Annotated in this window: 23 protein-coding genes, 1 pseudogene and 2 riboswitches; of the genes and pseudogenes, 13 read left to right on the top strand and 11 right to left on the bottom strand. The window is 66.3% G+C overall.

What is annotated here, in order from left to right; genetic code table 11:
• Positions 1-268 precede the first annotated feature (268 nt).
• The 3 genes from V9L17_RS15030 to V9L17_RS15020 all read left to right on the top strand — a co-directional run bounded on the left by V9L17_RS15030 (position 269) and on the right by V9L17_RS15020 (position 2240).
• Positions 269-523, top strand: a complete 255-nt coding sequence (locus tag V9L17_RS15030) for a hypothetical protein (RefSeq protein WP_337347432.1) — start codon at positions 269-271, stop codon at positions 521-523.
• Between the two features lie 5 nt (positions 524-528).
• Entirely contained in the window at positions 529-777 is a 249-nt protein-coding gene (locus V9L17_RS15025) for a hypothetical protein (protein WP_337352027.1), read from the top strand.
• Positions 778-1013: 236 nt separating this feature from the next.
• A complete protein-coding gene (locus V9L17_RS15020) occupies positions 1014-2240 on the top strand; it encodes an acetyl-CoA C-acyltransferase (protein WP_337352026.1) in 1227 nt (408 codons plus the stop codon).
• Between the two features lie 28 nt (positions 2241-2268).
• Here V9L17_RS15020 and V9L17_RS15015 read toward each other — a convergent pair whose 3' ends face one another.
• Positions 2269-2772 (bottom strand): hypothetical protein, encoded by a 504-nt coding sequence (locus V9L17_RS15015; protein WP_337352025.1) that lies wholly within the window; start codon positions 2770-2772, stop codon positions 2269-2271.
• Positions 2773-2878: 106 nt separating this feature from the next.
• Positions 2879-2992, top strand: a riboswitch (SAM riboswitch).
• 13 nt (positions 2993-3005) lie between these two features.
• Between V9L17_RS15015 and V9L17_RS15010 the strand changes: the two genes are divergently transcribed.
• The 3 genes from V9L17_RS15010 to V9L17_RS15000 are packed head-to-tail and all read left to right on the top strand — an operon-like array spanning position 3006 to position 4879.
• Entirely contained in the window at positions 3006-3263 is a 258-nt protein-coding gene (locus V9L17_RS15010) for a DUF1737 domain-containing protein (RefSeq protein ID WP_337347436.1), read from the top strand.
• The gene (locus V9L17_RS15005) at positions 3260-3670 is read left to right on the top strand and encodes a rhodanese-like domain-containing protein (RefSeq protein WP_337352024.1); all 411 of its coding nucleotides are present in this window, start codon (positions 3260-3262) and stop codon (positions 3668-3670) included. Before V9L17_RS15010 ends, V9L17_RS15005 begins: the two co-directional genes overlap by 4 nt.
• Positions 3671-4879 (top strand): O-succinylhomoserine sulfhydrylase, encoded by a 1209-nt coding sequence (locus tag V9L17_RS15000; RefSeq protein WP_337347438.1) that lies wholly within the window; start codon positions 3671-3673, stop codon positions 4877-4879. It begins immediately after the preceding gene.
• An 11-nt stretch (positions 4880-4890) separates the two neighbouring features.
• Here V9L17_RS15000 and V9L17_RS14995 read toward each other — a convergent pair whose 3' ends face one another.
• The 5 genes and pseudogenes from V9L17_RS14995 to V9L17_RS14975 form a co-directional block, all read right to left on the bottom strand.
• Positions 4891-5955, bottom strand: coding sequence for a CU044_5270 family protein (locus V9L17_RS14995; protein ID WP_337352023.1), 1065 nt, complete (start codon positions 5953-5955; stop codon positions 4891-4893).
• Entirely contained in the window at positions 5921-6286 is a 366-nt protein-coding gene (locus tag V9L17_RS14990; protein ID WP_337352022.1) for an RNA polymerase sigma factor, read from the bottom strand. Before V9L17_RS14990 ends, V9L17_RS14995 begins: the two co-directional genes overlap by 35 nt.
• 92 nt (positions 6287-6378) lie before the next feature.
• A pseudogene (locus V9L17_RS14985) lies at positions 6379-6516 on the bottom strand (RNA polymerase subunit sigma-70); the annotation flags it as partial.
• 48 nt (positions 6517-6564) lie between these two features.
• The gene (locus V9L17_RS14980; protein ID WP_337352021.1) at positions 6565-6867 is read right to left on the bottom strand and encodes a DUF1905 domain-containing protein; all 303 of its coding nucleotides are present in this window, start codon (positions 6865-6867) and stop codon (positions 6565-6567) included.
• Between the two features lie 66 nt (positions 6868-6933).
• The gene (locus tag V9L17_RS14975) at positions 6934-7836 is read right to left on the bottom strand and encodes a LysR family transcriptional regulator ArgP (RefSeq protein ID WP_337352020.1); all 903 of its coding nucleotides are present in this window, start codon (positions 7834-7836) and stop codon (positions 6934-6936) included.
• Positions 7837-7905: 69 nt separating this feature from the next.
• On the opposite strand from V9L17_RS14975, the gene V9L17_RS14970 reads away from it, so the two are divergent.
• Positions 7906-8529 (top strand): LysE/ArgO family amino acid transporter, encoded by a 624-nt coding sequence (locus V9L17_RS14970; protein WP_337347442.1) that lies wholly within the window; start codon positions 7906-7908, stop codon positions 8527-8529.
• Positions 8530-8640: 111 nt separating this feature from the next.
• A complete protein-coding gene (locus V9L17_RS14965) occupies positions 8641-9303 on the top strand; it encodes a hypothetical protein (protein WP_337352019.1) in 663 nt (220 codons plus the stop codon).
• Here V9L17_RS14965 and V9L17_RS14960 read toward each other — a convergent pair.
• Positions 9283-10512, bottom strand: a complete 1230-nt coding sequence (locus V9L17_RS14960) for a glutamate--cysteine ligase 2 (protein WP_337352018.1) — start codon at positions 10510-10512, stop codon at positions 9283-9285. The two genes, V9L17_RS14965 and V9L17_RS14960, sit on opposite strands and share 21 nt — an antisense overlap.
• A gap of 262 nt (positions 10513-10774) precedes the next feature.
• Between V9L17_RS14960 and V9L17_RS14955 the strand changes: the two genes are divergently transcribed.
• A complete protein-coding gene (locus V9L17_RS14955; RefSeq protein WP_337352017.1) occupies positions 10775-11590 on the top strand; it encodes an endonuclease domain-containing protein in 816 nt (271 codons plus the stop codon).
• A 100-nt stretch (positions 11591-11690) separates the two neighbouring features.
• Here V9L17_RS14955 and V9L17_RS14950 read toward each other — a convergent pair whose 3' ends face one another.
• Complete coding sequence (locus V9L17_RS14950; RefSeq protein WP_337352016.1) at positions 11691-13214, bottom strand: UDP-N-acetylglucosamine 1-carboxyvinyltransferase; 1524 nt, start codon at positions 13212-13214, stop codon at positions 11691-11693.
• Between the two features lie 177 nt (positions 13215-13391).
• Here V9L17_RS14950 and V9L17_RS14945 point away from each other — a divergent pair, with 177 nt between their 5' ends.
• The gene (locus tag V9L17_RS14945) at positions 13392-14279 is read left to right on the top strand and encodes a hypothetical protein (protein WP_337352015.1); all 888 of its coding nucleotides are present in this window, start codon (positions 13392-13394) and stop codon (positions 14277-14279) included.
• Between the two features lie 54 nt (positions 14280-14333).
• Here V9L17_RS14945 and V9L17_RS14940 read toward each other — a convergent pair whose 3' ends face one another.
• From V9L17_RS14940 to V9L17_RS14930, 3 genes are read right to left on the bottom strand one after another with little or no spacing between them, the layout of a single operon-like run.
• Positions 14334-15128, bottom strand: coding sequence for an energy-coupling factor transporter transmembrane component T family protein (locus tag V9L17_RS14940; RefSeq protein ID WP_337352014.1), 795 nt, complete (start codon positions 15126-15128; stop codon positions 14334-14336).
• Positions 15125-16669: an ABC transporter ATP-binding protein gene (locus tag V9L17_RS14935; protein ID WP_337352013.1), complete on the bottom strand. Its 1545-nt coding sequence runs from the start codon at positions 16667-16669 to the stop codon at positions 15125-15127. The genes V9L17_RS14940 and V9L17_RS14935 overlap by 4 nt, the downstream gene beginning before the upstream one ends.
• A complete protein-coding gene (locus tag V9L17_RS14930) occupies positions 16669-17289 on the bottom strand; it encodes an ECF transporter S component (RefSeq protein ID WP_337352012.1) in 621 nt (206 codons plus the stop codon). The genes V9L17_RS14935 and V9L17_RS14930 overlap by 1 nt, the downstream gene beginning before the upstream one ends.
• Positions 17290-17353: 64 nt before the next feature.
• A riboswitch (TPP riboswitch) is annotated at positions 17354-17496 on the bottom strand.
• A 73-nt stretch (positions 17497-17569) separates the two neighbouring features.
• Here V9L17_RS14930 and V9L17_RS14925 point away from each other — a divergent pair.
• The 3 genes from V9L17_RS14925 (at position 17570) to V9L17_RS14915 (ending at position 20774) form a co-directional block, all read left to right on the top strand.
• Positions 17570-18112, top strand: a complete 543-nt coding sequence (locus tag V9L17_RS14925) for a heme-degrading domain-containing protein (protein WP_337347450.1) — start codon at positions 17570-17572, stop codon at positions 18110-18112.
• 150 nt (positions 18113-18262) lie between these two features.
• The gene (locus tag V9L17_RS14920) at positions 18263-20404 is read left to right on the top strand and encodes a hypothetical protein (protein ID WP_337352011.1); all 2142 of its coding nucleotides are present in this window, start codon (positions 18263-18265) and stop codon (positions 20402-20404) included.
• A gap of 106 nt (positions 20405-20510) precedes the next feature.
• Entirely contained in the window at positions 20511-20774 is a 264-nt protein-coding gene (locus tag V9L17_RS14915) for a DUF4235 domain-containing protein (RefSeq protein WP_337352010.1), read from the top strand.
• The last annotated feature ends 2 nt before the right edge of the window (positions 20775-20776 follow it).

Below are 20776 nucleotides of genomic sequence, written 5' to 3'. Positions count from 1 at the left end.
AGCGTCGGCTGGGATAGTAAAAATAAAGACGCTTGCCTAATACGTAGTCTACGCGTAAAGTCTACGTTGTAGAGCAAAATGTAGGCGCGGGTTTCAGACAAGGGACCGCGTTGCTGGCTGGACAGGCCAGCCAAATCAAACTCTTAGCCAGTCCGGACTCCGTCCTGGCACACGAATACCCCTGAATGCCCACGTGCACGGCGTTGAGGTTCGCGCTGCTGTAGCCGAACGGCGGCACCAACTGCACCTGGCGAAAGAGAAGCCGATCATGGCACATTCGCAGTTCGACAAATTCCTCCGCGAAGCTACAACGTGCGTCGGTGAACCTGATGTCACCCTTGCCCGCGATCCCCTGTATGGCCTTTACACCAGCTGGTGTTTCCTCAACCAGCAGACCCCCCGCGCCGAAACCACTTTCTGGGCTGCCATGTCCCGCCGGATCAACCCCGACCAAAACGGCTTGCGCATGAAGGGCCCGGCAGCAGCTGATTACATCCTGACCAGTTATCCCGGCCTGGTCTAGGCCCCATGGAGAAACCCTTCTGCACTTACCTGCCACGGGATTCTTTCCAGCCACGGGGCGGGCGGCCGTGGCGCGCAGACTGTGACACCGATTCCTACCTGGCGGTGGACTCGGTGGTGGTTCTCGATGCGCGCAAGAACACTTTGGCGGCCGCCGTCAGCTGCTCGCAGTGCCGGGGCTCCCGCGTCCTGGCAACCACCTCTGAGCTCATGGCCGCCGTGCTGGCGAGGGCATCACACCTGGCTGCGACGTGAACAGCCTCACCGCCGAAACAGCCACCTGACAACGTCCATCCCGCCTAGATCCTGCGGTCCCGAAGAAGCGGGCGCAGGCGACCGGCTGGCTGGCAGCACTGGAAGGGCCGGGGACCACCCGGCCCTTCCTGCGTTCCATTCCCGCACCGGCACCGCCCGTGACATGCTTGAGGAAAATGCACCGCGGGCGCGCATAGACGTCGCCCCGAGCCTCGCCTCCACCGAAAGGCAGCATCATGGTCAACGACGCCACGGCCAACACTTTCCCGGCCCACGAGGACCGCACTGCCGTCATCCTCGGAGGTGCCCGCACCCCTTTCGGCCGTTTCCGCGGCAGCCTGTCTTCCCTCTCCTCCAGCGAACTGGGCGCACATGCGATCCGCCATGCGCTGGAACGCGCAGGTGTGGCGCCGGGGCAGGTACATGCGGTAATCGTGGGGCAGGTCATCCAGGCAGGAGCCGGCCAGGGACCGGCCCGGCAGGCAAGCCTGGGGGCAGGCATCGGCTGGGATGTCCCCACGGTCACCATCAACAAACTCTGCCTCTCCGGGCTGACCGCCGTGATCGACGCGGCACGGATGATCCGCGCCGGGGAGGCTGATTTCGTCGTGGCCGCCGGCCAGGAATCCATGACCAACGCCCCGCACCTGCTGCCCCGCCTGCGTACCGGCGTGGCCATCGGCGATACCCCGCTGTTGGATTCCCTGAACCACGACGCCCTCCAGGATCCCATCTCCGGAATCCTGCAGGGCGCCGCCACCGATGCCGGCAATGCCGAGCGCGGAATCAGCCGCGGGGAGCAGGACGAAGTTGCCGCCCGCTCCCACCAGAGGGCCGAAGCAGCGCGGAATGCAGGACTGCTCGCCGAAGAGATCGTTCCCCTGGATATCCCGCAGCGCCGCGGCCCTGCCGTCACCGTCGATGCCGATGAGGGGATCCGGCCGGGCACGACGGCGGAGGCCCTGGCGGCGCTTAAGCCCGCCTTCTCCACGGCCGACTCAGCCACCATCACCGCAGGTTCCGCCTCTCCCCTCTCCGACGGCGCGGCCGCCGTCGTGGTGGCCAGCAAGGCGGCCGCCGAACGGGCGGGGCTCACCTGGATTGCCGAGATCGGCGCCCACGGGCAGACAGCCGGGCCGGACGGCTCATTGCATTCGCAGCCGTCCCGCGCCATCGAAAAAGCACTCCGCGCAGAAGGGATTTCGGTGGAGGACCTGGACTTGGTGGAAATCAACGAAGCGTTCGCCTCGGTGATCATCCAGTCAGCCCAGGACCTTGGCATTTCTGCGGAGAAGATCAACGCCGACGGCGGGGCGATCGCGCTGGGCCACCCGGTCGGCGCCTCGGGGGCACGGCTGGTCCTGCACCAGGCCCTGGCGCTGAAACGGCGGGGCGGCGGCATCGGCGTCGTGGCGTTGTGCGGCGGCGGCGGCCAGGGCGAGGCCCTCATCCTCAGGGCCTGACGCCCGTCCCCACGGGCGTCGCCGCTGCTCAGGCCCCGGTACCCGCCAGTATTAGCAACGGCACCAGGCGCTCGGCACACGAGACCAGGACAAGCGTCCCGGTCCCCGCGCTGGCCCGGTTGTTAACCCCGGTGTCGTCGCACCAATCCAGGTTGTACGGGTGCGCCCCCACTGCCGCCTTGCCGGGAGCCGCGCCCGGCGGGACGGTGAACACGAAAGTAAACGCGCCGTCGTCGCTCATGGGTGCGAGTTCCTCCAGCATCAGCGATCCAAAGGCGTCCCGCACCGTCACCTGGACCTGCGCGTTCTGCCCGTAGCGCGCATCGCAGTTGGTGTCCTGCGCGCTGACCGTAACCTGCTCACCGGGTTTGGCTTCCGACGGCGTGACTGTGTACGCGGGCGGCATGCAGGGCGGCGGCGCGAAGACGTCCCGGCAACCACTCAACCCCGTGGCCACCGTGGCCAGTACGAGGAATGCAGCGGCAGTCCTCAAACGCGCGAATACAGCCAGTCCCCGCCCAGATTTCCCCATGGACTGATTGTCCCGTCCGGGTGACGGCCGCGGAAGCACGTGTTGGTTACGGAACATGACGACGGCGGCGGTGCGGCCAGGCGGGCCAAGTGTTACGTTTTTGAGGAGTAATGAGAACCGGCGCCAAGCCCTGACTGGCCGGTCGGCAACCCTCCCTTTCGCGGCGGGGTGCCTCAGGTGAATACTCGGCATATCGACATTCGAGTTGCAAGCGTGAGAGAAGGAGATCCGTCGTGTCTGACGCACCTGCCCCTGAAGAAAAACTGTCGTACCGGCTCATCACAGGCCCGGACGACCGTAATTTCTGTGAGCGGATTTCCACCGCCCTGGCCGAAGGCTATGTCCTGCATGGCAGCCCGGCTGCCACGTCCAACGGCGGCCAGGTGATTGTGGCGCAGGCACTCATCCTCCCGGCCGCCATCGCCAGTGCGGACGCCGCCGTCGCCACCGCTGTGGAAGACCTTGAGTTCGAAGGCGAGGGCCACGCGTGAGCTACGCCGGAGACCTCACCCCGCAGGAAGCCTGGACCAAGCTGGAGCAGGGCGCCATCCTGGTGGATGTCCGCACCGAGGGTGAGTGGGCGCACATCGGCATCCCTGACACCAAGGCAACCGACAACGACCCCCTGTTCATCCAGTGGACGTTCCCCGGCGGCATTCCCAACCCCGAGTTCCTCACCGACCTGAGGCAGCAGGCGCCGGAGGACACCGGCACCGAACTCCTGTTCATCTGCCGCTCAGGCCAGCGCTCCATCTCCGCTGCCATCGCCGCAACCCAAGCCGGCTTCACCTCCTACAACGTCCTGGAGGGCTTCGAAGGCGAACCGGACCGCTACGGCGAGCGCACCGTCAACGGCTGGAAGAACCGCGGCCTGCCAACCAACCTGGGAAAGAACTAAGTGACCTTCAACGAAGATGCCGCCGGCTGGAGCCCTGACACCCAGGCCGTCCGCGGCGGGCTGGACCGCACCAACTTCCAGGAGACCACCGAACCGGTGTTCCTGAACTCCGGATTCGTCTACGAGTCCGCCGCCGCAGCGGAGCGCGCCTTCACCGGCGAGGACGAGCGCTTTGTCTACTCCCGCTACGGCAACCCGTCCGTGGCCACCTTCCAGGAACGGCTCCGCCTGCTCGAAGGCACTGAGGCGTGCTTCGCAACGGCGTCGGGAATGTCCGCCGTGTTCACCGCCCTGGGTGCCCTGCTGGCCGCTGGCGACCGCGTAGTGGCAGCCCGCTCACTGTTCGGCTCCTGCTTTGTGATCCTGAACGAGATCCTGCCCCGCTGGGGTGTTGAGACGGTGTTCGTCGACGGACCGGACCTGGAGCAGTGGCGCGCGGCCCTGTCGGAGCCCACCACGGCAGTGTTCTTCGAATCGCCGTCCAACCCGATGCAGGAAATCGTGGACATCGCAGCGGTCAGCGAACTGGCGCACGCCGCCGGCGCTACCGTCGTCGTCGACAACGTCTTTGCCACACCCCTGCTGCAGCGCTGCGGCCAGCTCGGCGCGGACGTGATTGTGTACTCGGGCACCAAGCACATCGACGGCCAGGGCCGGGTCATGGGCGGCGCCATCCTGGGCACCAAGGAATTCATCGACGGGCCGGTCAAGCAGCTCATGCGGCACACCGGCCCGTCGCTGTCCGCCTTCAACGCCTGGGTACTAACCAAGGGCTTGGAAACCATGGCCCTGCGCGTGAACCACTCCTCAGCCACGGCACTGCGGCTGGCCGAATGGCTCGAACAGCAGCCTGCCGTCAGCTGGGTCAAGTACCCCATGCTGAAATCGCACCCGCAGTACGAGCTCGCGGCCAAGCAGATGAAGGCCGGCGGGACCGTCCTCACCCTGGAGCTCGCGACGACGGACGGCCGCTCCGGCAAGGACGCCGCCTTTGCGCTGCTGGACGCGCTGCGGATCATCGACATCTCCAACAACCTGGGCGATGCCAAGTCCCTCATCACGCACCCGGCCACCACCACCCACCGTGCCATGGGTCCCGAAGGCCGCGCCGCCATCGGCCTCAGCGACGGCGTGGTGCGGCTGTCCGTGGGCCTTGAGGACGCGGACGACCTCATCCGCGACCTGGAACAGGCGCTCAAGCAGATTTGATCGGCGCCTGCTTACGGGGCGGAATTGACCACTGAGGTCTCAACCGAGGTCCAAGCGGTCGCTGTTCCGGCTGGGAAGGTCTCGCCAGCTGTCAGCGTGACCACTCGTTCTCCGATCAGCAGCCCTGTGTCGGGATCAATGATGATGTCCGTCCGCGTTTCCCTGTCCGGATGCTCGATCCCGATCGCTGTGCCTACCTTGCCGTCTAGGTTCGCCTCCTTGTCTACGACGGTGACTCCGGGAATGAGCGCGGCCGCTTTGTACAGTGCAGCGCGAAGGTCCGCCGGGACGACTCCGGTCTGCAGGGCGGCGGCGATGCTTTCCAGCGTTTCGGCTTCCGGCCTGCCTTGTTTGCCTCGCTGTCGAATGGTGTCCAGGAGTGCCTGGGGGTCGCGGGGCAGATTCTTCACGCCTTCCTCCAGGGGCAAGCCGGCGAACAGCAGCCGCGGTACTCCGTAGAAGTTACCTCCCGGTGCCCGGAGCAGTTCTCCCGCGCCGTGGGGGTTTTCAGACTGGGATTGCTGGTATTTGGTGGCCTCTGCTTTAGCTTCCTCGCTGAAGAACGTCCTTGGGATGCGGGCTTCGCGGTTCCAGATCCATTCGGAGGCATGGTCGGCTGGGACATAAAGCTGGTCCGAAGATTTGTCCAGCCACTCCACCGAACGGCCGCCTGCTCCGGGGTCCCCCAAAGCGACTCCGGCGGCGTATACCGCTGTGGTCTCGATCTTCAGGTACTGGCCGGGTCCCACTTCCGGGTCGGAGGTCTGGATGGTTGCTGCCGCGGCGTTGTTCAGGACCTCGGCTGCTTCGGCGGTTGCTCCCGGACCACTGGGCCTGACTACATCTGCCACGACGATTCCCCCCACGAGCAGCGCTGCAGCTGCCGAAGCGATCAGGACACGGCGCCGGAAGCGGATCGGGCGAACGTTGGCCGGGGCGTACGTTGTGGCCGTTGCCTCGGGGCCGGAGTCGGAACTGATCTTGGACATGAGTCTGTTGCGTCCGCGTGCCAACGTGGCCGGCGGGACGGAGCCGACGTCGCTACGCATTTCGCGGAGCAGCTGTAAATCGTTCATGGTCGTTCTCCGTTTCATCAATAATTTCGAGGTTGAGCCGGGTTCGCAGTGTTCGTCGGGCACGGTTCAGACGGGACCTCACGGTTCCCACCGGTACGTCCATGGCCAAGGCGATACCCTCGTAGGTCAGGTCCGCCCAGGCGTAGAGCAGCAGCGTTTCCCTGTCTATGGCCGCCATAGCTTTCAGGCTGCGAGCGATGCCAGCGGTCGCCACAACGGCGTCCACTTGGGCGGCAATCCGGTCCGAATCGTCGGCGACGGCTTCACGGAGAGCCGCTTTTCCTGCGGTTCTGAGAATCTTGGATTCGGCGCGGTGGTGCCGCCGGAGCAAGTTTGTGGCGATCCCGAAAAGCCACGGCCGGGCACCTCCCGGTCCAGATCGTAGGTTTCAAGCTGTTCCCAGGCGACCAGAAAGGTCTCGGATGTGACGTCGTCGGCGGCGAAATCACCGGCCCGTCTGGCGGCGTATCTGTAGATAACTGAGGCGTATCTGTCGTACAACTCCCCGAAAACTTCGGGGCTGTCCCGGGACCGCCTGATGATGTCGTTGTCTGTGCTCACACTATGTATTGCCCGCTGGCCGCAAAAGGGTTCACGGAGCTCACTTTCCTACCCGGGCTGGATTTCGAGGTTAACAGCTACTGTGTCCCCTGCGCTGATGCGGGCCGCAGTCCTGATCGCTTTCTTCACCGGCAGCAGGTAGGAGCCGGACTTGCCGTCCGGGAAGACTGAGGTTTGCCACGTGTGGCCGGAAATTTCGGCTGTGACTTTGACCGAGCCGAAGCCCTTCCGGAGCGGAGCCGCTTCCTCGCGGAGGTCGTCGGCAATGACCTCCGGGAGGGTGAGGAAGTGCCATCCGCCTTCTCCCGGATAGAGCCACAATTCGGCACGGAACGAGTACGACGACGTCACGGCCTGAGTATGGCATGGCACCTTTCCCAATGCATCAGCTGTTGTGGGCACGGCGGATGCGGCTGGTCAGGCCCCGGGTTGGCGGAGTTGCCGGAACGCCGTCTCCCGGACTGCGTCGGAGAGCTGGTTGAGCACCGGGGAGTCGATCTTCCACCGCTGCCAATACAAGGCCACATCGACAGGGTGCTCCGGGGCCAGTTCGATGAGTGCGGCGCCCCGAATGTCGGCCAGGCACTGCTGCTCCGGCAACAGCCCCCACCCCAATCCCAGGCGGATTGCCTGCGCGAACTCTGCCGACGTCGGCACATAGTGCCGCGGTGCGTTCAGTTCCGTTCCGGTCAGGTTGCGAAAGAACCCCTCCTGCAGGTCGTCCTTGCGGTCAAAGTCCACCACCGGGGCAAGGCTGCCGGCCCTGAGGTCAGGGCCGTCCGGCCACCATCGCCGGACATAGCCGGGACTGGCGACCGCGCGGTATCTCAAGGCTCCCAGCAGTGCCACGCTGCAGCCCTGCACCGGGTCCGGACTAGCGGTCACAGCGGCCATCACCGTCCCGGCGCGCAGTAGCTGCGTGGAATGCTGTTCGTCTTCCCTGTGGATTTCAAAAAATGCGCCGAGCTCCGGTGGAAGGCCTGCGAGCGCGGGCAGGAACCACGTGGACAGCGAATCTGCGTTCACCACCAGGGGAATGGGCGTGCCCGGCCTGTCGCTGCTCTCGCCGAGCTCCCGCGACGCATCCCACTCCAGTTGACGGACCTGCCGGGCGAACCGAAGAACCGCTTCCCCTGCCGGGGTGGGCCGCACGGGATTGGTCCGCTGGAACAGGATCTGCCCGGCCGCATCCTCCATTGCCTTGAGCCGCTGGGAAACTGCCGAGGGCGTGACAACCAGGATCCTGGCTGCGGCCTCCAGCGTTCCTTCCTCCACCACCGCGGCAAACGTCCGGAGCTGTTCCAGCTGAAAGGTTCTCATTAGCAATCCTTAGGACACGTAAAAATGTTTAGCTGGAGTAATCATATGGTCCGCCGTACGTTGGATGACATGGATCTGACTGCACTTCTGGCCCCCATCGTGCTCGGCTTCGGCACCGGGCTTGCCCTCATCGTGGCTATCGGCAGCCAAAACGCGTTTGTCCTCCGGCAGGGCATCCGGGGTGAGCACGTAGCCGCCGTCGTGCTGGTCTGCAGTGTCTCCGACGCGCTGCTCATCGCCGCTGGGATCGCCGGGATCGGGGCACTCATTCACGCTAACCCGGTAGTAGTGGACGTGGCGCGCTACGCCGGCGCCATTTTCCTGCTGGGATACGGTGCCATGGCCGCCCGCAGGGCGATCCGCCCCGGCGCGCTCACAGCTTCGGGACAACATCCGGCCCTCAGCGCCGGGGCGGCCATCTCCACGGTCCTGGCCCTGACCTGGCTCAACCCGCACGTCTACCTGGATACCGTCCTGCTGCTCGGTTCGGTGGCCAACCAGCAGGCCCAGGATCTGCGCTGGTGGTTTGGGGCCGGTGCCATCGTCGCCAGCATTGCGTGGTTCAGCGCGCTGGGGTTCGGCGCCCGGGTCCTGCGCCCGTTCTTTGCTCGCCCGTCCTCCTGGCGCGTCCTCGACGGCCTGATCGCCGTCGTGATGCTGGGCTTGGGCGTGCGACTGGCGATCGGTGCATGATGGCGGGCCCCGCTGGCCTTAACCCTGTTGACCACGGCGGCACGTCGGCGTAGCTTCATGGTCACTACGCGCTGAGCTGGGCCATCGCATCCGCCGGACCGGGAGGCAGCCATGCACGGGAAGCAGGCACTGCGGGGCAACAGGCCGTATCAGAAGGCCGGAACAGTCATCGTTGCGGCCAGCTGCTGTTGGGGCGTGGGCATTTCCTTCGTGGGAATGGTGCACGCCACCCAGGACCCGGCAGCGCGGCTGGCCATGCTGCAGCGCAGCCGGGGGCCCTGGATCGCCGGGCAGTTCCTCGCCGCCGCAGGGACCGCAGCGGTGCCCATCGGCTTCGTCCGATTCGCCCAGGCCCTCAGATCCGGCCCCGCGAAGACCCTCGCCACCGGTGCAGCGGCCGCCCTCGTCGCGGGCGCACCCCTGTTCGTTGTTGCCCTTGCGGACCGGGCATCGGATTTGGAGAAGTTCGCGTACCGGAGAGGTCCCAGCTGGCCGTTCCTGACCTACTCCGGCCTCCACATCGGCGCGCTGGCCGCCTTGGGTGCAGGCCTCCTGCTGTCGCCGTTGAAACCCTGGACCGGCATCACGGCGGCGGCGAGTGCTCCCGCCTTCGGCGCCATCCTGGCAGGGACAAAGGACATCCCGCCGTTTGTTTTCTACCTGGTGGAGGCCGCGGTGGGCGCCCAGCTTATGCGTTATGAAGAACCCGCAGTCCCGGTTGCGGACAATGCGGACACAGCGGACGCCGGGAGCCTAGGACTGGCGCACCCTTAGCAGTTCGGGGGCAGCATCGACCTCGGGCAGCCCGGACGTTCCGCGCATTGTGATGCCCACGGCGTAGGAGACTACCGCAGCCAACCCGCCGTCGTCGGGCGGTGATTTTTCCAGCACCGAGTCCCAGACCCTACGCTGTTCAGCCGACCCGGTACCGCGGGCAATGATGTCCTCAACGCCCTGCCGGGCCAGGGACAGCTCCCCTTGTTCCTGGAGGACCGGCGCGAGGTAATCCACCAGGGATCGCACCACATCGACGGCGGGGGCAGGCCTGAACGTACCGAAATCCAGCAGTTCACCACCCAATCCGCTGCTGCTTGCCTGCCACGCGGCCATCCGGAGAAGGACGGTGGGGACCGGCGCCGGCTCGACGCCGTCGCGCCATTCCCTGCTGGCCGATTCAACCATGGCCCGCACCAGTACCGCGATCAGGGCGGCGTCCTCCGCGCGCAGGCAGACGTCGGCCACGCGGACCTCCACAGTGGGGTGGTTCCGGGACAGGCGGGCATCAAAGTAGAGCATGCCCTCGTCCAGCATCACGCCACTGTCCAACAGGCGCGTCACCACTCGCCGGTACGCGGAGTACGTGCCGTAAATGCCCGCGGGACCGGACGTGGGCCACCGGTTCCAGGCCTGCGTCCGGTAGCTCTCAAATCCTGTAGGCATCCCATTCCAGAAGGGCGAGTTGGCACTCAAGGCGGTGAGGACGGCCAGCTTGTCCCGGATCCGGTCCAGCACGGCTACGCCCTCATCGGGTGATTCGATGAACGTATGGACGTGGAAGCCGCACGTCAGCTGCTCCTGCGCGGTCAGGCCGTACCGTTCCAGCATGCGTGCATACCGCGGGTCCGGGGTGGTGTGGGTGGTGGAGCCGAGCGGCGACGTGGCCAGCGCGGCAACCCTGGCGCCATTCTTGAGCGCGGCCTGATCGGCCAGCAGCCGCCCCGCCCGGATCTGCGGCAGCAGTTCGGAGTACTGAAGGCACGGCCGCGTCTGGGTCTCGATCTGCTCAAGCTTGAGCTCGGCGCTCAGGCCCAGCTCGTCGTCGTCGTATACGGTCTTGTCTTGGGTCTCCAGTGCATGCGGATTCTCCGGCGCGTCGTCGGCCGCGAGCCGCCGGCCGGACAACAGGGCATCCGCCAGAGCAAGGGGCGCCCCTGTGTCCGGATCAACGATCAGGAGCTCTTCCTCGACGCCGAATGTTCGCATGCCTCTATTCTGCTTCAACGCCGCACGCTTGGCGGGGTTGGGGCCGATCATGACGAACCGCGAACTATTCGACGCATTCTGCTCTATCATTCCTGCTTTGGGACAACGAGGGCCCTGAAGGCCGGGCGCGTTGTCCTGGTCCCGCGAATGATGGTGCAAAATCCCCGGGGGGACAGCTCCTCCACAGTTGGGGTTGTCCACATAGCGACGCTCCACCGGCCAGGCGCGGGCAAAACCGTGGCTAGCTCGATCCATGGATCCTTTGGACTTTTTGAAATCCCTGGGCGGCGTGGCGCGGGTTGGCACGCTGCGGCGGGAAGGGTACTCAGCCCGCGACGTGCGGAGCCTGGGAACGGCCGGAGCCATCCAGCCCAGAAAAGGGGTCTGGGCACTACCGGATGCGAACCCCGAATTCAGGCAGGCAATCATCGACGATTCGCTCCTGACTTGCGCCTCAAGCGCGTCCTACTACGGGCTATGGCTCAAAGACAGGCCCGGCGGGCTGCACCTGGCCAGCCGACACAGGCGTAGCAGGTGCCGCCCCAGGCACGGCCGCCTCCGCTTCGAACAACACCAGCGCCTGCCCATCGCCAGCCCGGAAGACACGGTCATCCACGCGTTGACCTGCCTCCCGGAAGTCGACGCTGTGGCAATCGCGCAGTCCGCCATGCAACAGCACGGGATTCACCGCGCACTCCTCGAATCCGAACTGACAGCCAAGTATTTCGGAACAGCGCGGAAGCGTTTGGCGAAGGCAGACGGCTTGTCCGAGTCGGTGCCGGAGATCAGTGCCAGACTTCTTTTCGAATCGGCAGGGCTAGCGTTCCGCAGGCAGGTCCAGATACCAGGTGTAGGGCGCGTGGACATCCTGATCGACGGTTGGCTGATTGTCGAAATCAATGGCTTCCAGTTCCACAGTTCACGCGCGGCCTGGCGCAAGGATATGTCCCGGTCCAACGTCGCCCAGGTCCAGGGCTACTCTGTCCTGAGCTACGCTCCGGAGCAGATCTGGAACAGTCCGGAGACGGTCCTGAAGGAAATCCGCGCTGTGCTGGAACGCGGGCGTCCCCGCGGGTGACGCATCCTGCCCCATCATTTCGTCTGCGCGGGCCCGCAACCCCGGGATTCCGCAGCCTAACGGACAGGCGCCCCGAATGATGGAGCAGAATCGTTCACAATCAGTCCTGGAAGTATTCGATTTTCGCCCCGATGGTATTCAACCGCTCGGCCAGGTCCTCATAGCCGCGCTCGATCACGTAGATGTTCCGCAGCTCGGAGACGCCGCGGGCCGCCAGCATGGCCAGCAGCAGGCAAGCGGCCGGGCGGAGTGCCGGCGGGCAGCCCACCTCCGCCGCGCGCCAACGTGTGGGCCCCGTGACGTAGATCCGGTGCGGGTCCAGGAGCTGCACTTGGGCACCCAACCGGTTCAGCTCCGTGAGGTAGATGGCCCGGTTCTCGTAAACCCAGTCGTGGATCATGGTTTGGCCTTCGGCGTTGGCCGCGATCACCGCAAAGAACGGCAGGTTATCGATGTTCAGCCCGGGGAACGGCATGGGGTGGATTTTGTCCTCGGGCGCCCGCAGCTCGGACGGCTTGGTTGTGACATCCACCAGGCGGGTTCGGCCATTGCGGGCCATGTACTCTCCGGAAACCTCCAGCTTCTGGCCCATCTGCCCCAGCGTTGCCAGCTCAATTTCCATGAACTCGATGGGGACGCGGCGGATGGTCACCTCCGAGTTGGTGACGATGCCGGCCGTGATCAGGCTCATCGCCTCGATGGGATCCTCGGACGGGAAATATTCAATGTCGACGTCGATGTGCGGCTGCCCGGTGATCTTCAAGGTGGTGGTGCCCACGCCGTCGATGCTCACTCCCAGCATCTGCAGGTAGAAGCAGAGGTCCTGGACCATGTAGTTGGGGCTTGCGTTCCGGATCACGGTAGTGCCGCGGCGGTGGGCCGCTGCCATGATCGCGTTCTCGGTGACCGTGTCACCGCGCTCAGTCAGCACGAAGGAGCGGTCGAGGGTGTCCTCTTCCGGCGCCTGGACCGTGTAGAAACCAGCGGTGGCCTCCACCGAAAGCCCAAACTGGCGCAACGCCTGCATGTGCGGCTCCACTGTGCGGGTGCCCAGATCACAGCCGCCGGCGTACGGAAGGCGGTATTCCCCGGCCTCGTCCAGGAGCGGGCCGAGCAGCATAATGACGCTCCGCGTGCGGCGTGCCGCTTCCACATCCATGGCCGCCAGGTCCAGGGCGGCGGGGCGGCGAAGCTGGAGGTCGGTGTCGTTGAGCCAGGTGCACTCGACGCCGATGCTGCTCAGGACCTCGACGATTCGATTGACTTCCTCAATCCGGGCCAGGCGGCGCAGGACCGTGGTGCCGCGGTTGATGAGGCTGGCACAGAGCAGCGCGACGCCGGCGTTCTTGCTGCTGTTCACGTCCACCGACCCGGACAGCGTGCGGGCACCCTCGACCCGCAGATGCGTCATCTGGGATGTGCCCACTTTGACAATGCTGAGACCGAAAATGGCCTCCAGCCGCTGGATCATTTTCAGGCTCAGGTTCTGTTTCCCCTGTTCCATCCGTGCGACGGCACTTTGGCTGGTTCCAAGCTCGGCGGCCAGCTGTCCCTGGGTCCAGCCTTTCTGGCTGCGGGCCTCCCGGAGCGTTGCGGCAACGTGTTCAGCAGTTTCCTGAGTCATATGAAAAAAATATCATAAATGAGCTATTTTGCCACGCACACACTCTCAGTTGGAAGGTCAGGATCGTAAAGAACCCACCTCATGCGATAGCCTTGGCTACCCGCGGCGCCCTTGACCCGCGTCGCTGGGGAAGAGGAGACTGAAAAGACCTGCCCGCCGGGCTAGGACGGAGGTCCCATGCACAGAGCTGTGCCGGGAACGTTACCCACCTCAACGGGTGCGCTGAGGCTGATGCCTTGCGCCCTGGCACTCGGCCTGGCCCTGGTGTTTGGCATGGTGTTCGCGCCCCCGGTTGCCGCAGTGCAATCCCCCGGCGAAGGCAGCCCATCGCTGCTGGGCAACGACGTCTCCTGGCCACAGTGCAACAAACAACTCCCCAGGGGCGCGGCCTTCGCCATTGTCGGGGTCAACAACGGCCGTGCCAACGCAACGAACCCTTGCCTCGCGGAGCAGTTGAAGTGGGCGAACGCCATCGACGCCAACGGGGACCGCGCAGAAAACCCCACCGCCCAGCCAACCGTTGCGCTCTACGTCAATACAGCCAATCCCGGGCTGACAGGCTCGTGGTGGCCCACCAGCAATGACTACCCCGCCGCAAAGCCGGTCCACAATCCGTACGGTGACTGCGCAAGGAACAGCACTGACGATCCGGAGGTTACCGAAGCCTGCTCTTACATGTACGGCTATGCCAAGGCCTACGACGACGCGTACCTCCGCGGCATCAGCAAGCCCTCGGAGTATGTATGGTGGCTCGACGTCGAAACCGGCAACTCATGGTCGGGCAACAGGAACTGGAACCGCGCAGTCCTCGAGGGTATGACCGATTTCTTCCACGGCATCGGCGCCGACGTCGGCATCTACTCCAGCGGGTACCAATGGGGACAGATCGTAGGCACTGTCAGCAACTCCAGCAGCCTTTACACCCTGCCCAGCTGGCTGGCAGGTGCCCGCACCGCAACAGGGGCCAAGGCGATCTGCTCGGATGCCCCGCTCACCGCCGGCGGCAAGGTCGCACTCACCCAGTTCGTGTCCGGGGAATTCGACTACAACCACTCCTGCATCTGAGCGTCGCGCTGACGGCGGCTACTTCCCGATGAACGCCATACGTTCTCTCCAGGACTAGCCGCCGACGAAACTCCACGTGCCGGCAAACACGGCGGCGGCCACGGCCGCTGTAGCCATCAGGGCCCCGCCTGCCAGGACCCACACGTCGAGCCTGCTGTAGGTGGATTCACGTGCCCAAGTCCGGTCCCCGCCGCCGAAGCCACGCGCCTCCATGGTGACCGCGAGCCGTGACGCCCTGCGGATGGCCTGGACCAGGAGGCCGAAACTCTGGCCCAGGGTGGCTTTCATCCGTTGCGCCGGGTTGCCGCGCGAGCCAACGCCGCGGGCGCGGCGGGCCATCCCAATGGTCTGCCACTCCTCGGCCATCAGGCCAACAAGCCGCATGGCCGCGAGCGTCCCCAGCACGAACCGGTGCGACAGCCGGGCCTTCTGGGCCAGCGCATCGGCGAGGTCGGTGGGATCGGTGCAGCTCATGAGGAGGACGGCCGGCAACGCGATCGCCAAGCCGCGGAGCATAAAGCCCAGCCCCAGCTCCAGGGAGCCTTCGCTCATGGACCAGATGCCGACGTCGAGCAGTACCCTTCCGCTGTCCGGAGCCAAAATCGAGGTGCTCCAGCCACCCACGGCGGCCGCCAGGATCAGCGGCCAGCCGCGCTGCCACAGCAACGTCAGGGTCAGTCCTGCGAGCGGGAAGAGCAGCAGTTCGCAGAAGAGCGCCACGGAGGCGGAGACCCAGTCGATGGACAGCGCCAGCACCACGGTCATGAAGACGACGGCGGCGAACTTGCTCAGCGGATTGGCGCGGGTCAGCAGTGCTTGGTTCCCCCGCAGGGTCAGTTCCTGCCTCATGGGGCCACCGCTTCGGTGGTGCCCAGCCGGAGCTCGGCGCCGCCCAGGGCCGTGCTGAATTCGGCATCGTGCGTTACGGATACCACGGCGGTGCCGGCGTCGAGCAGTTCGGAGAGGAAGGACGCGAGCTCGGCCCAGGTGTTGGCGTCCTGGCCGAAGGTTGGCTCGTCCAGGACCAGCACCTGCGGGTGGGCGGCGAGCACCGTGGCCACGGACAGCCGGCGCTTCTCACCGCCGGAGAGCGTGTAGGGGTTGGCGTCCACGAGTTCGGTCAGCCGAAGCCGCTGGAGGAGCTCATCCACCCGTTCCTCGCCGTGGCCAAGATGCCTGGGGCCGAACATCAGCTCGTCCAGGACATTGCCCGTGACAAACTGGTGCTCTGGCTCCTGGAAGACGGTTCCGATGCGGGCGATCAGCTGGTCCGCCTTCCATTTGTAGGGGTCGATGCCTGCGCCCTGGCTCAGGTCCACGGTGGCCGAAACGTTTCCCCCTACGGGTGCCAGCAGGCCGGCCAGGGTCAGCGCGAATGTGGATTTTCCCGCACCGTTCGGACCTGTGATGGTGAGCGCCTGCCCGGCGCGAACTTGCGCCGAGATGCCCTGCTGGACCGGAACCGGAGGGATCGCTTTGAAGCGGCGGCGGCGAGGCCGCTCCCGCGAAACGGCAAGGTCCTCGGCCGCCAGCAACAGGTCCCCGGAGCCGCCGGAAGTCCGGTTCCGCGTGGCCGGAACAAAGCCGGGGACCCACACACCGGCAGCAATCAGCATGTCCCTCGCCTCGGCGAGGACCTGGTCCGGCGGCCCGTCCAGCAGCACTGCGGGATCGGTTGCGGAGCCTGGCTGCAGCACCACGATCCTGTCCACGAGGTCCTTCCAGACGGACACGCGGTGCTCCACCACAACCAGCGTGGCCCCGGTCTTGTCCAGGCAGCGTCCGACGGCGTCGCGGACCTCGAGGACCCCGGTGGGGTCCAGGTTGGCCGTGGGCTCGTCCAAGAGGATCAGCCCGGGCCGCATGGCCAGGATGCCGGCGAGCGCCAGGCGCTGCTTCTGCCCGCCGGAAAGGGCCGACGTCGGGTGGTCCAGCGGCAGGTGGGAGAGCCCGACGTCGTCAAGCGCCTCGTGCACGCGCGCCCAGATCGCATCGCGCGGCACGGCGAGGTTCTCGGCGCCGAAGGCGACGTCGTCGCCGAGCCGGGAGAGGACCACCTGCGTTTCGGGATCCTGCTGCACCAGCCCGGCGCGGCCGCGCCGCTCACGGGGGGACGCGCCGTCGATCCGCAGCGAACCGGATTCGTCGGAATCGCCCGCTTCGCCGTCGTCGTTCATATCCCCCAGCACCCCCGCGAGGGCGTGGAGCAGCGTGGATTTGCCCGCCCCTGACGGGCCCAGCAGGAGCACACGCTCCCCGGGCTTGATGTCCAGGTCCAGGGCGTGGACCGCAGGCCGGGACCGGCCGGCGTGCCGCCACCCCCAACCGCGGGCAGTGACGGCGGCGGGCCGCATCGCAGCGGCTGTGCCGTCGTCGTAGGCTGCGGGCATTAGGAGAAGGCGGGCTCCGACGCAGCCTTGCGGGACGCGAAGGAGCTCAGCACACCGGTCCTGGCCAGGCCGCGCGTGGCGATCCAGGACAGCGCGCCGGCGATGATCGCGCCCGAGATGGCGGTAAATACGATGTACGCGAGCTTGTCACCGGCGGCGTAGGCGATGTTCCAGCCCCAGGGGGCGAAGGAGTCGTTCAGGCCGCAGAACAGCCCGGCCGCAGCGCCGGCCAGCAGGGCGACGGGCAGGTTGAACTTCTTGTAGACGAAGATGGCGAAGATGATCTCGGCACCCAGGCCCTGGACGAAGCCGGAAAACAGCACGGAGGCGCCGTACGGCGAGCCCATGATCAGTTCACCCATGGCGGCCACCGTTTCGCAGAAGAGCGCGGCGCCCGGCTTGCGGATGATCAGCATGCCCAGCACGGCGGGGATCATCCAGCCGCCGGCGATGAGGCCGGTCAGCGGCGGGTAGACGGCGTTCATGGGCGGCGAAACCGCGGCGGCGCCCTGGGACCACGCCCAGAAGATCACGCCGCCGGCGATGGCGATGAGGGCGGCCACCACGATGTCAACGATGCGCCAGGTGTAGCCGGTCTTTTTGATTGCTGCAGTGCTCATGTGATCCTCCTGAGGAACAGGAGGGGAAAGTGTTCCGGCGGTCGGCTTGCCGCCGGTTACCGCACACTTCGAGAACTCGACTCCCTTGCGCCGGTACTAACCGGATCAGGTTCGAGGGTCTGCGGCTGTCCCGCACTCTCAGCGCCCACCTGCGGTTCCCTGGCAATGCCAGTGATGCCCGACGGCGGCGCTCCCCTGTCGTTAATAAAGCTGGTCTTTGAATATTCTGCCCTGATGGGCGTGGTCCAGTTTACACCGCTGGGGCGGTAGATTGTGGGCCATGACTGCCAACAACCCGACTGTGACTGCGTTCAATCCCGACTCAAGGCTGCCCCAGCCATCAGGCCTGCTCGAGGCCCTGATTGACCGGATCGAGGCCGAGATCACCGAGCTGCAGTTTCCGCATTTCACCAAGGACGATTCCCTCAATCTGGGGTTGCTCCTGGTGGAGCTGGGGAAGACGCGGCGGCTTCCCATCGCGATCGACATTACCAAGGGCGAACAAGTGCTCTTCCACGTGGCCTTGGATGGCGCCACCCCGGACAACGAGCACTGGATCCGGGCCAAGCAGCGTACCGCCGCCCGGTATGAGATCCCGTCATTGCTGGTGGGACTCCGCGGCAGGCTGCACGGCGGCCGGATCGAGGACCACGGCTGGTTCGACGAGTCCACCTACGCGCCACACGGCGGCTCCTTCCCGGTGTACGTGGCCGGGGTGGGTGCTGTAGCCACTGTCACCGTTTCCGGGCTGCCTCAGCAGCAGGACCACGACCTCGTGGTGGAGGCCCTGCGCGAAATCCTGGGGTCCATGCGGGCCGAGTAAGCGTGCCCCTGGGCTGGGCTTCCTGACACTCCCGAAGTTGACACGCTCCCCCTGACGACACGAGGATGAAGTCGATCCGGTAAGCGTTTTCTCACTGGCGCAGCCGTGGAAGCCGCCGTCAAATCCGGCAGCCTTCAGGAGGGCGGGCATTTGAGCAGCCAGCACACCATCGACCGTCAAGCCCTGGTCCGCCGGCACAACGTGGAGCAGCGGAGCCTTGATCCCCGCAGCCCGGTTTCCGTGGGCAACGGCGAGTTCTGCTTCACGGTAGACCTCACCGGGCTCCAGAGCCTCCCGGCCGAGTACCCCGTAGGAGGGCCGCCCGGCACGCTGCTCGGCTCGCAGTCCCAATGGGGCTGGCACTCCATCCCCGCGTCCGAGGAGTACAGCCTGGCCAGTTCCACGGTTCTGTACGATTCCGCGCGGGGCCCGGTCCCTTACCTGGACATGGTGGGCGACATCGTGGAAGGCCGGGAGACTAAGGCGTCCCGCGCCGAGACCTGGCTGCGGGCGAACCCGCACCGCCTGGACCTGGGCCGGATCGGGTTCGCGTGGACGGATCGGGCCGGGGCCGGGGCGCCTCGGCCGCTCACCGGGGCAGACGTCGTCGACCCCGTCCAGACCCTGGACCTCTGGACCGGGACGGTCACCAGCACGTTCAGCCTCCGGGGCCATCCCGTCAAGGTCATCACGGCCTGCCATCCGGACCGGGACCAGATCGGCCTGATCGTGGAGTCCGCGGCCCTCCAGCACGGGCTGGTGGTCACGTTCGCCTTCCCCTACGGGTCCGAGGCGTGGCATGACGCCGCGGACTGGAACCGTCCCGCGGACCACACCACTACCTTGGCGGAACCAACGGGCGGAGCGGACGGCCTCCAGCACTGGACGGTGGACCGCGACCTGGACGGATCGGGGTACCAGGTGACGGTGTCCGGGAGGAACCTCCGGCTGGACCAGTCGGGGGCCCATAACCTGCTGCTTGGCGCCGACGCCGGCCAGGACGTCCTTGACCTGGCCGTCCAGTTCACCAGCACCGGGCAGGGCGAATGCATCCTGCGCAGCTCTGGCGGCGCACCCTCGACTGGGACTGGAACCGCCGTCGCCCAGGCCTCCCGCGACCACTGGCGGAAGTTCTGGCAGTCCGGCGGCGCCGTCGAACTCCATGGCACACCCGACCCGCGGGCGGCTGAACTTGAGCGCAGGATCGTCCTGTCCCAGTACCTCACGGCGATCAACTGCGCCGGATCCCTGCCACCACAGGAGACCGGGCTGGTGTGCAACTCCTGGCGGGGCCGCTTCCACCTGGAGATGCACTGGTGGCACGCCGCGCATTTCGCCCACTGGAACCGCACGGAACTGCTGCTCCCCAGCCTCCGCTGGTACCAAACCATCCTCGAGTCTGCGCGGCAGACGGCCAAAGCCCAAGGGTTCGACGGCGTCCGCTGGCCCAAGCAGGTGGGACCGGACGGGCGGGAAAGCCCCAGCCCGATCGGCACCTTCCTGATCTGGCAGCAGCCGCACCCCATCCACCTGGCCGAGCTGGCGTACCGGGCGGTGCCCTCGCGGACATTGCTGGAGGAATTTTCGGAGATTGTGTTCGAAACCGCCGAGTTCATGGCAAGCTTCGCGCACCCCACGGCACGTGGCTTTGAGCTTGGGCCTCCGCTGATCCCCGCCCAGGAAAGTTATGAAGCCATCCGCGGGACGGTCACCAACCCCACGTTCGAGCTGGCGTACTGGCAATGGGCGCTCCGCACCGCCAACACCTGGCGTGAACGCCTGGGCCTTCCCGACCGCCCGGACTGGCAGGCCGTTGCGGACGGCATGGTCCGCCCGCGGACCGTCAACGGCGTCTACGCCGCGATCGACGTCGAACCCTTCACTATCCGCACGGACCATCCGTCCATGCTGTGCGCACTGGGCGTGCTGCCGCAGACAGGCCTGATCGACCCGGAGATCATGCGCGCCACGCTCGCCGACGTGCTGGCCACCTGGGACTGGGACAGCACCTGGGGCTGGGACTACCCCGTGATGGCCATGACCGCCGCACGGCTGGAGGACCCGGAAACCGCCGTCGACGCCCTCCTGCAAGGGGCCGGGAAAAACACGGTCCTGCCGAACGGACACAACCGGCAGACAGATTCCCTTCCCCTCTACCTGCCAGGAAACGGCGGACTCCTGGCCGCCGTCGCCCTGATGGCGGCGGGGTGGGACGGCGGCCCGGACCGGCACGCCCCGGGCTTCCCGGCAAGCTGGACCGTGGCCTGGGAGGGCCTGGTGCCGGCTCCGTAGCGAACCGCCGGAGGGGCTTCAGGCGGGCCCGGCAGGCGGGCTGTCACGCTGGCCGATGACGCTAGGCTAGGAGAAGTCCTGAATTCACGACGCAAGGAGCACGGGAATGAACTTCTTCATCAAGCTGCTGGGCACGGGCATCAGCCTGCTTGCCGGGTTCGCCGGCACCAAGGCCGTTGACGCGATCTGGGAAAAGACCACCGGCAAGAAGCCACCAAAGGGCGGCAAGGACGATGTCCCCACCACGCTGCGGACCGCGTTGACCTTCGCGCTGGTGTCCGCCTCTGTCAGCGCCGTCATCCAGGTCCTCGCCAACCGCGGCACGCAGCGGGCCATCACGCGCTTCGCCAAGAGCCAGGACATCGTCTAGGC

Origin of the sequence: Pseudarthrobacter sp. CCNWLW207 (assembly GCF_037203945.1) — a bacterium.
Taxonomy (GTDB): Bacteria; Actinomycetota; Actinomycetes; order Actinomycetales; family Micrococcaceae; genus Arthrobacter.
The sequence above is the reverse complement of the archived record's forward strand: the minus strand, read 5'-3'. Positions and strand labels throughout refer to the sequence as shown.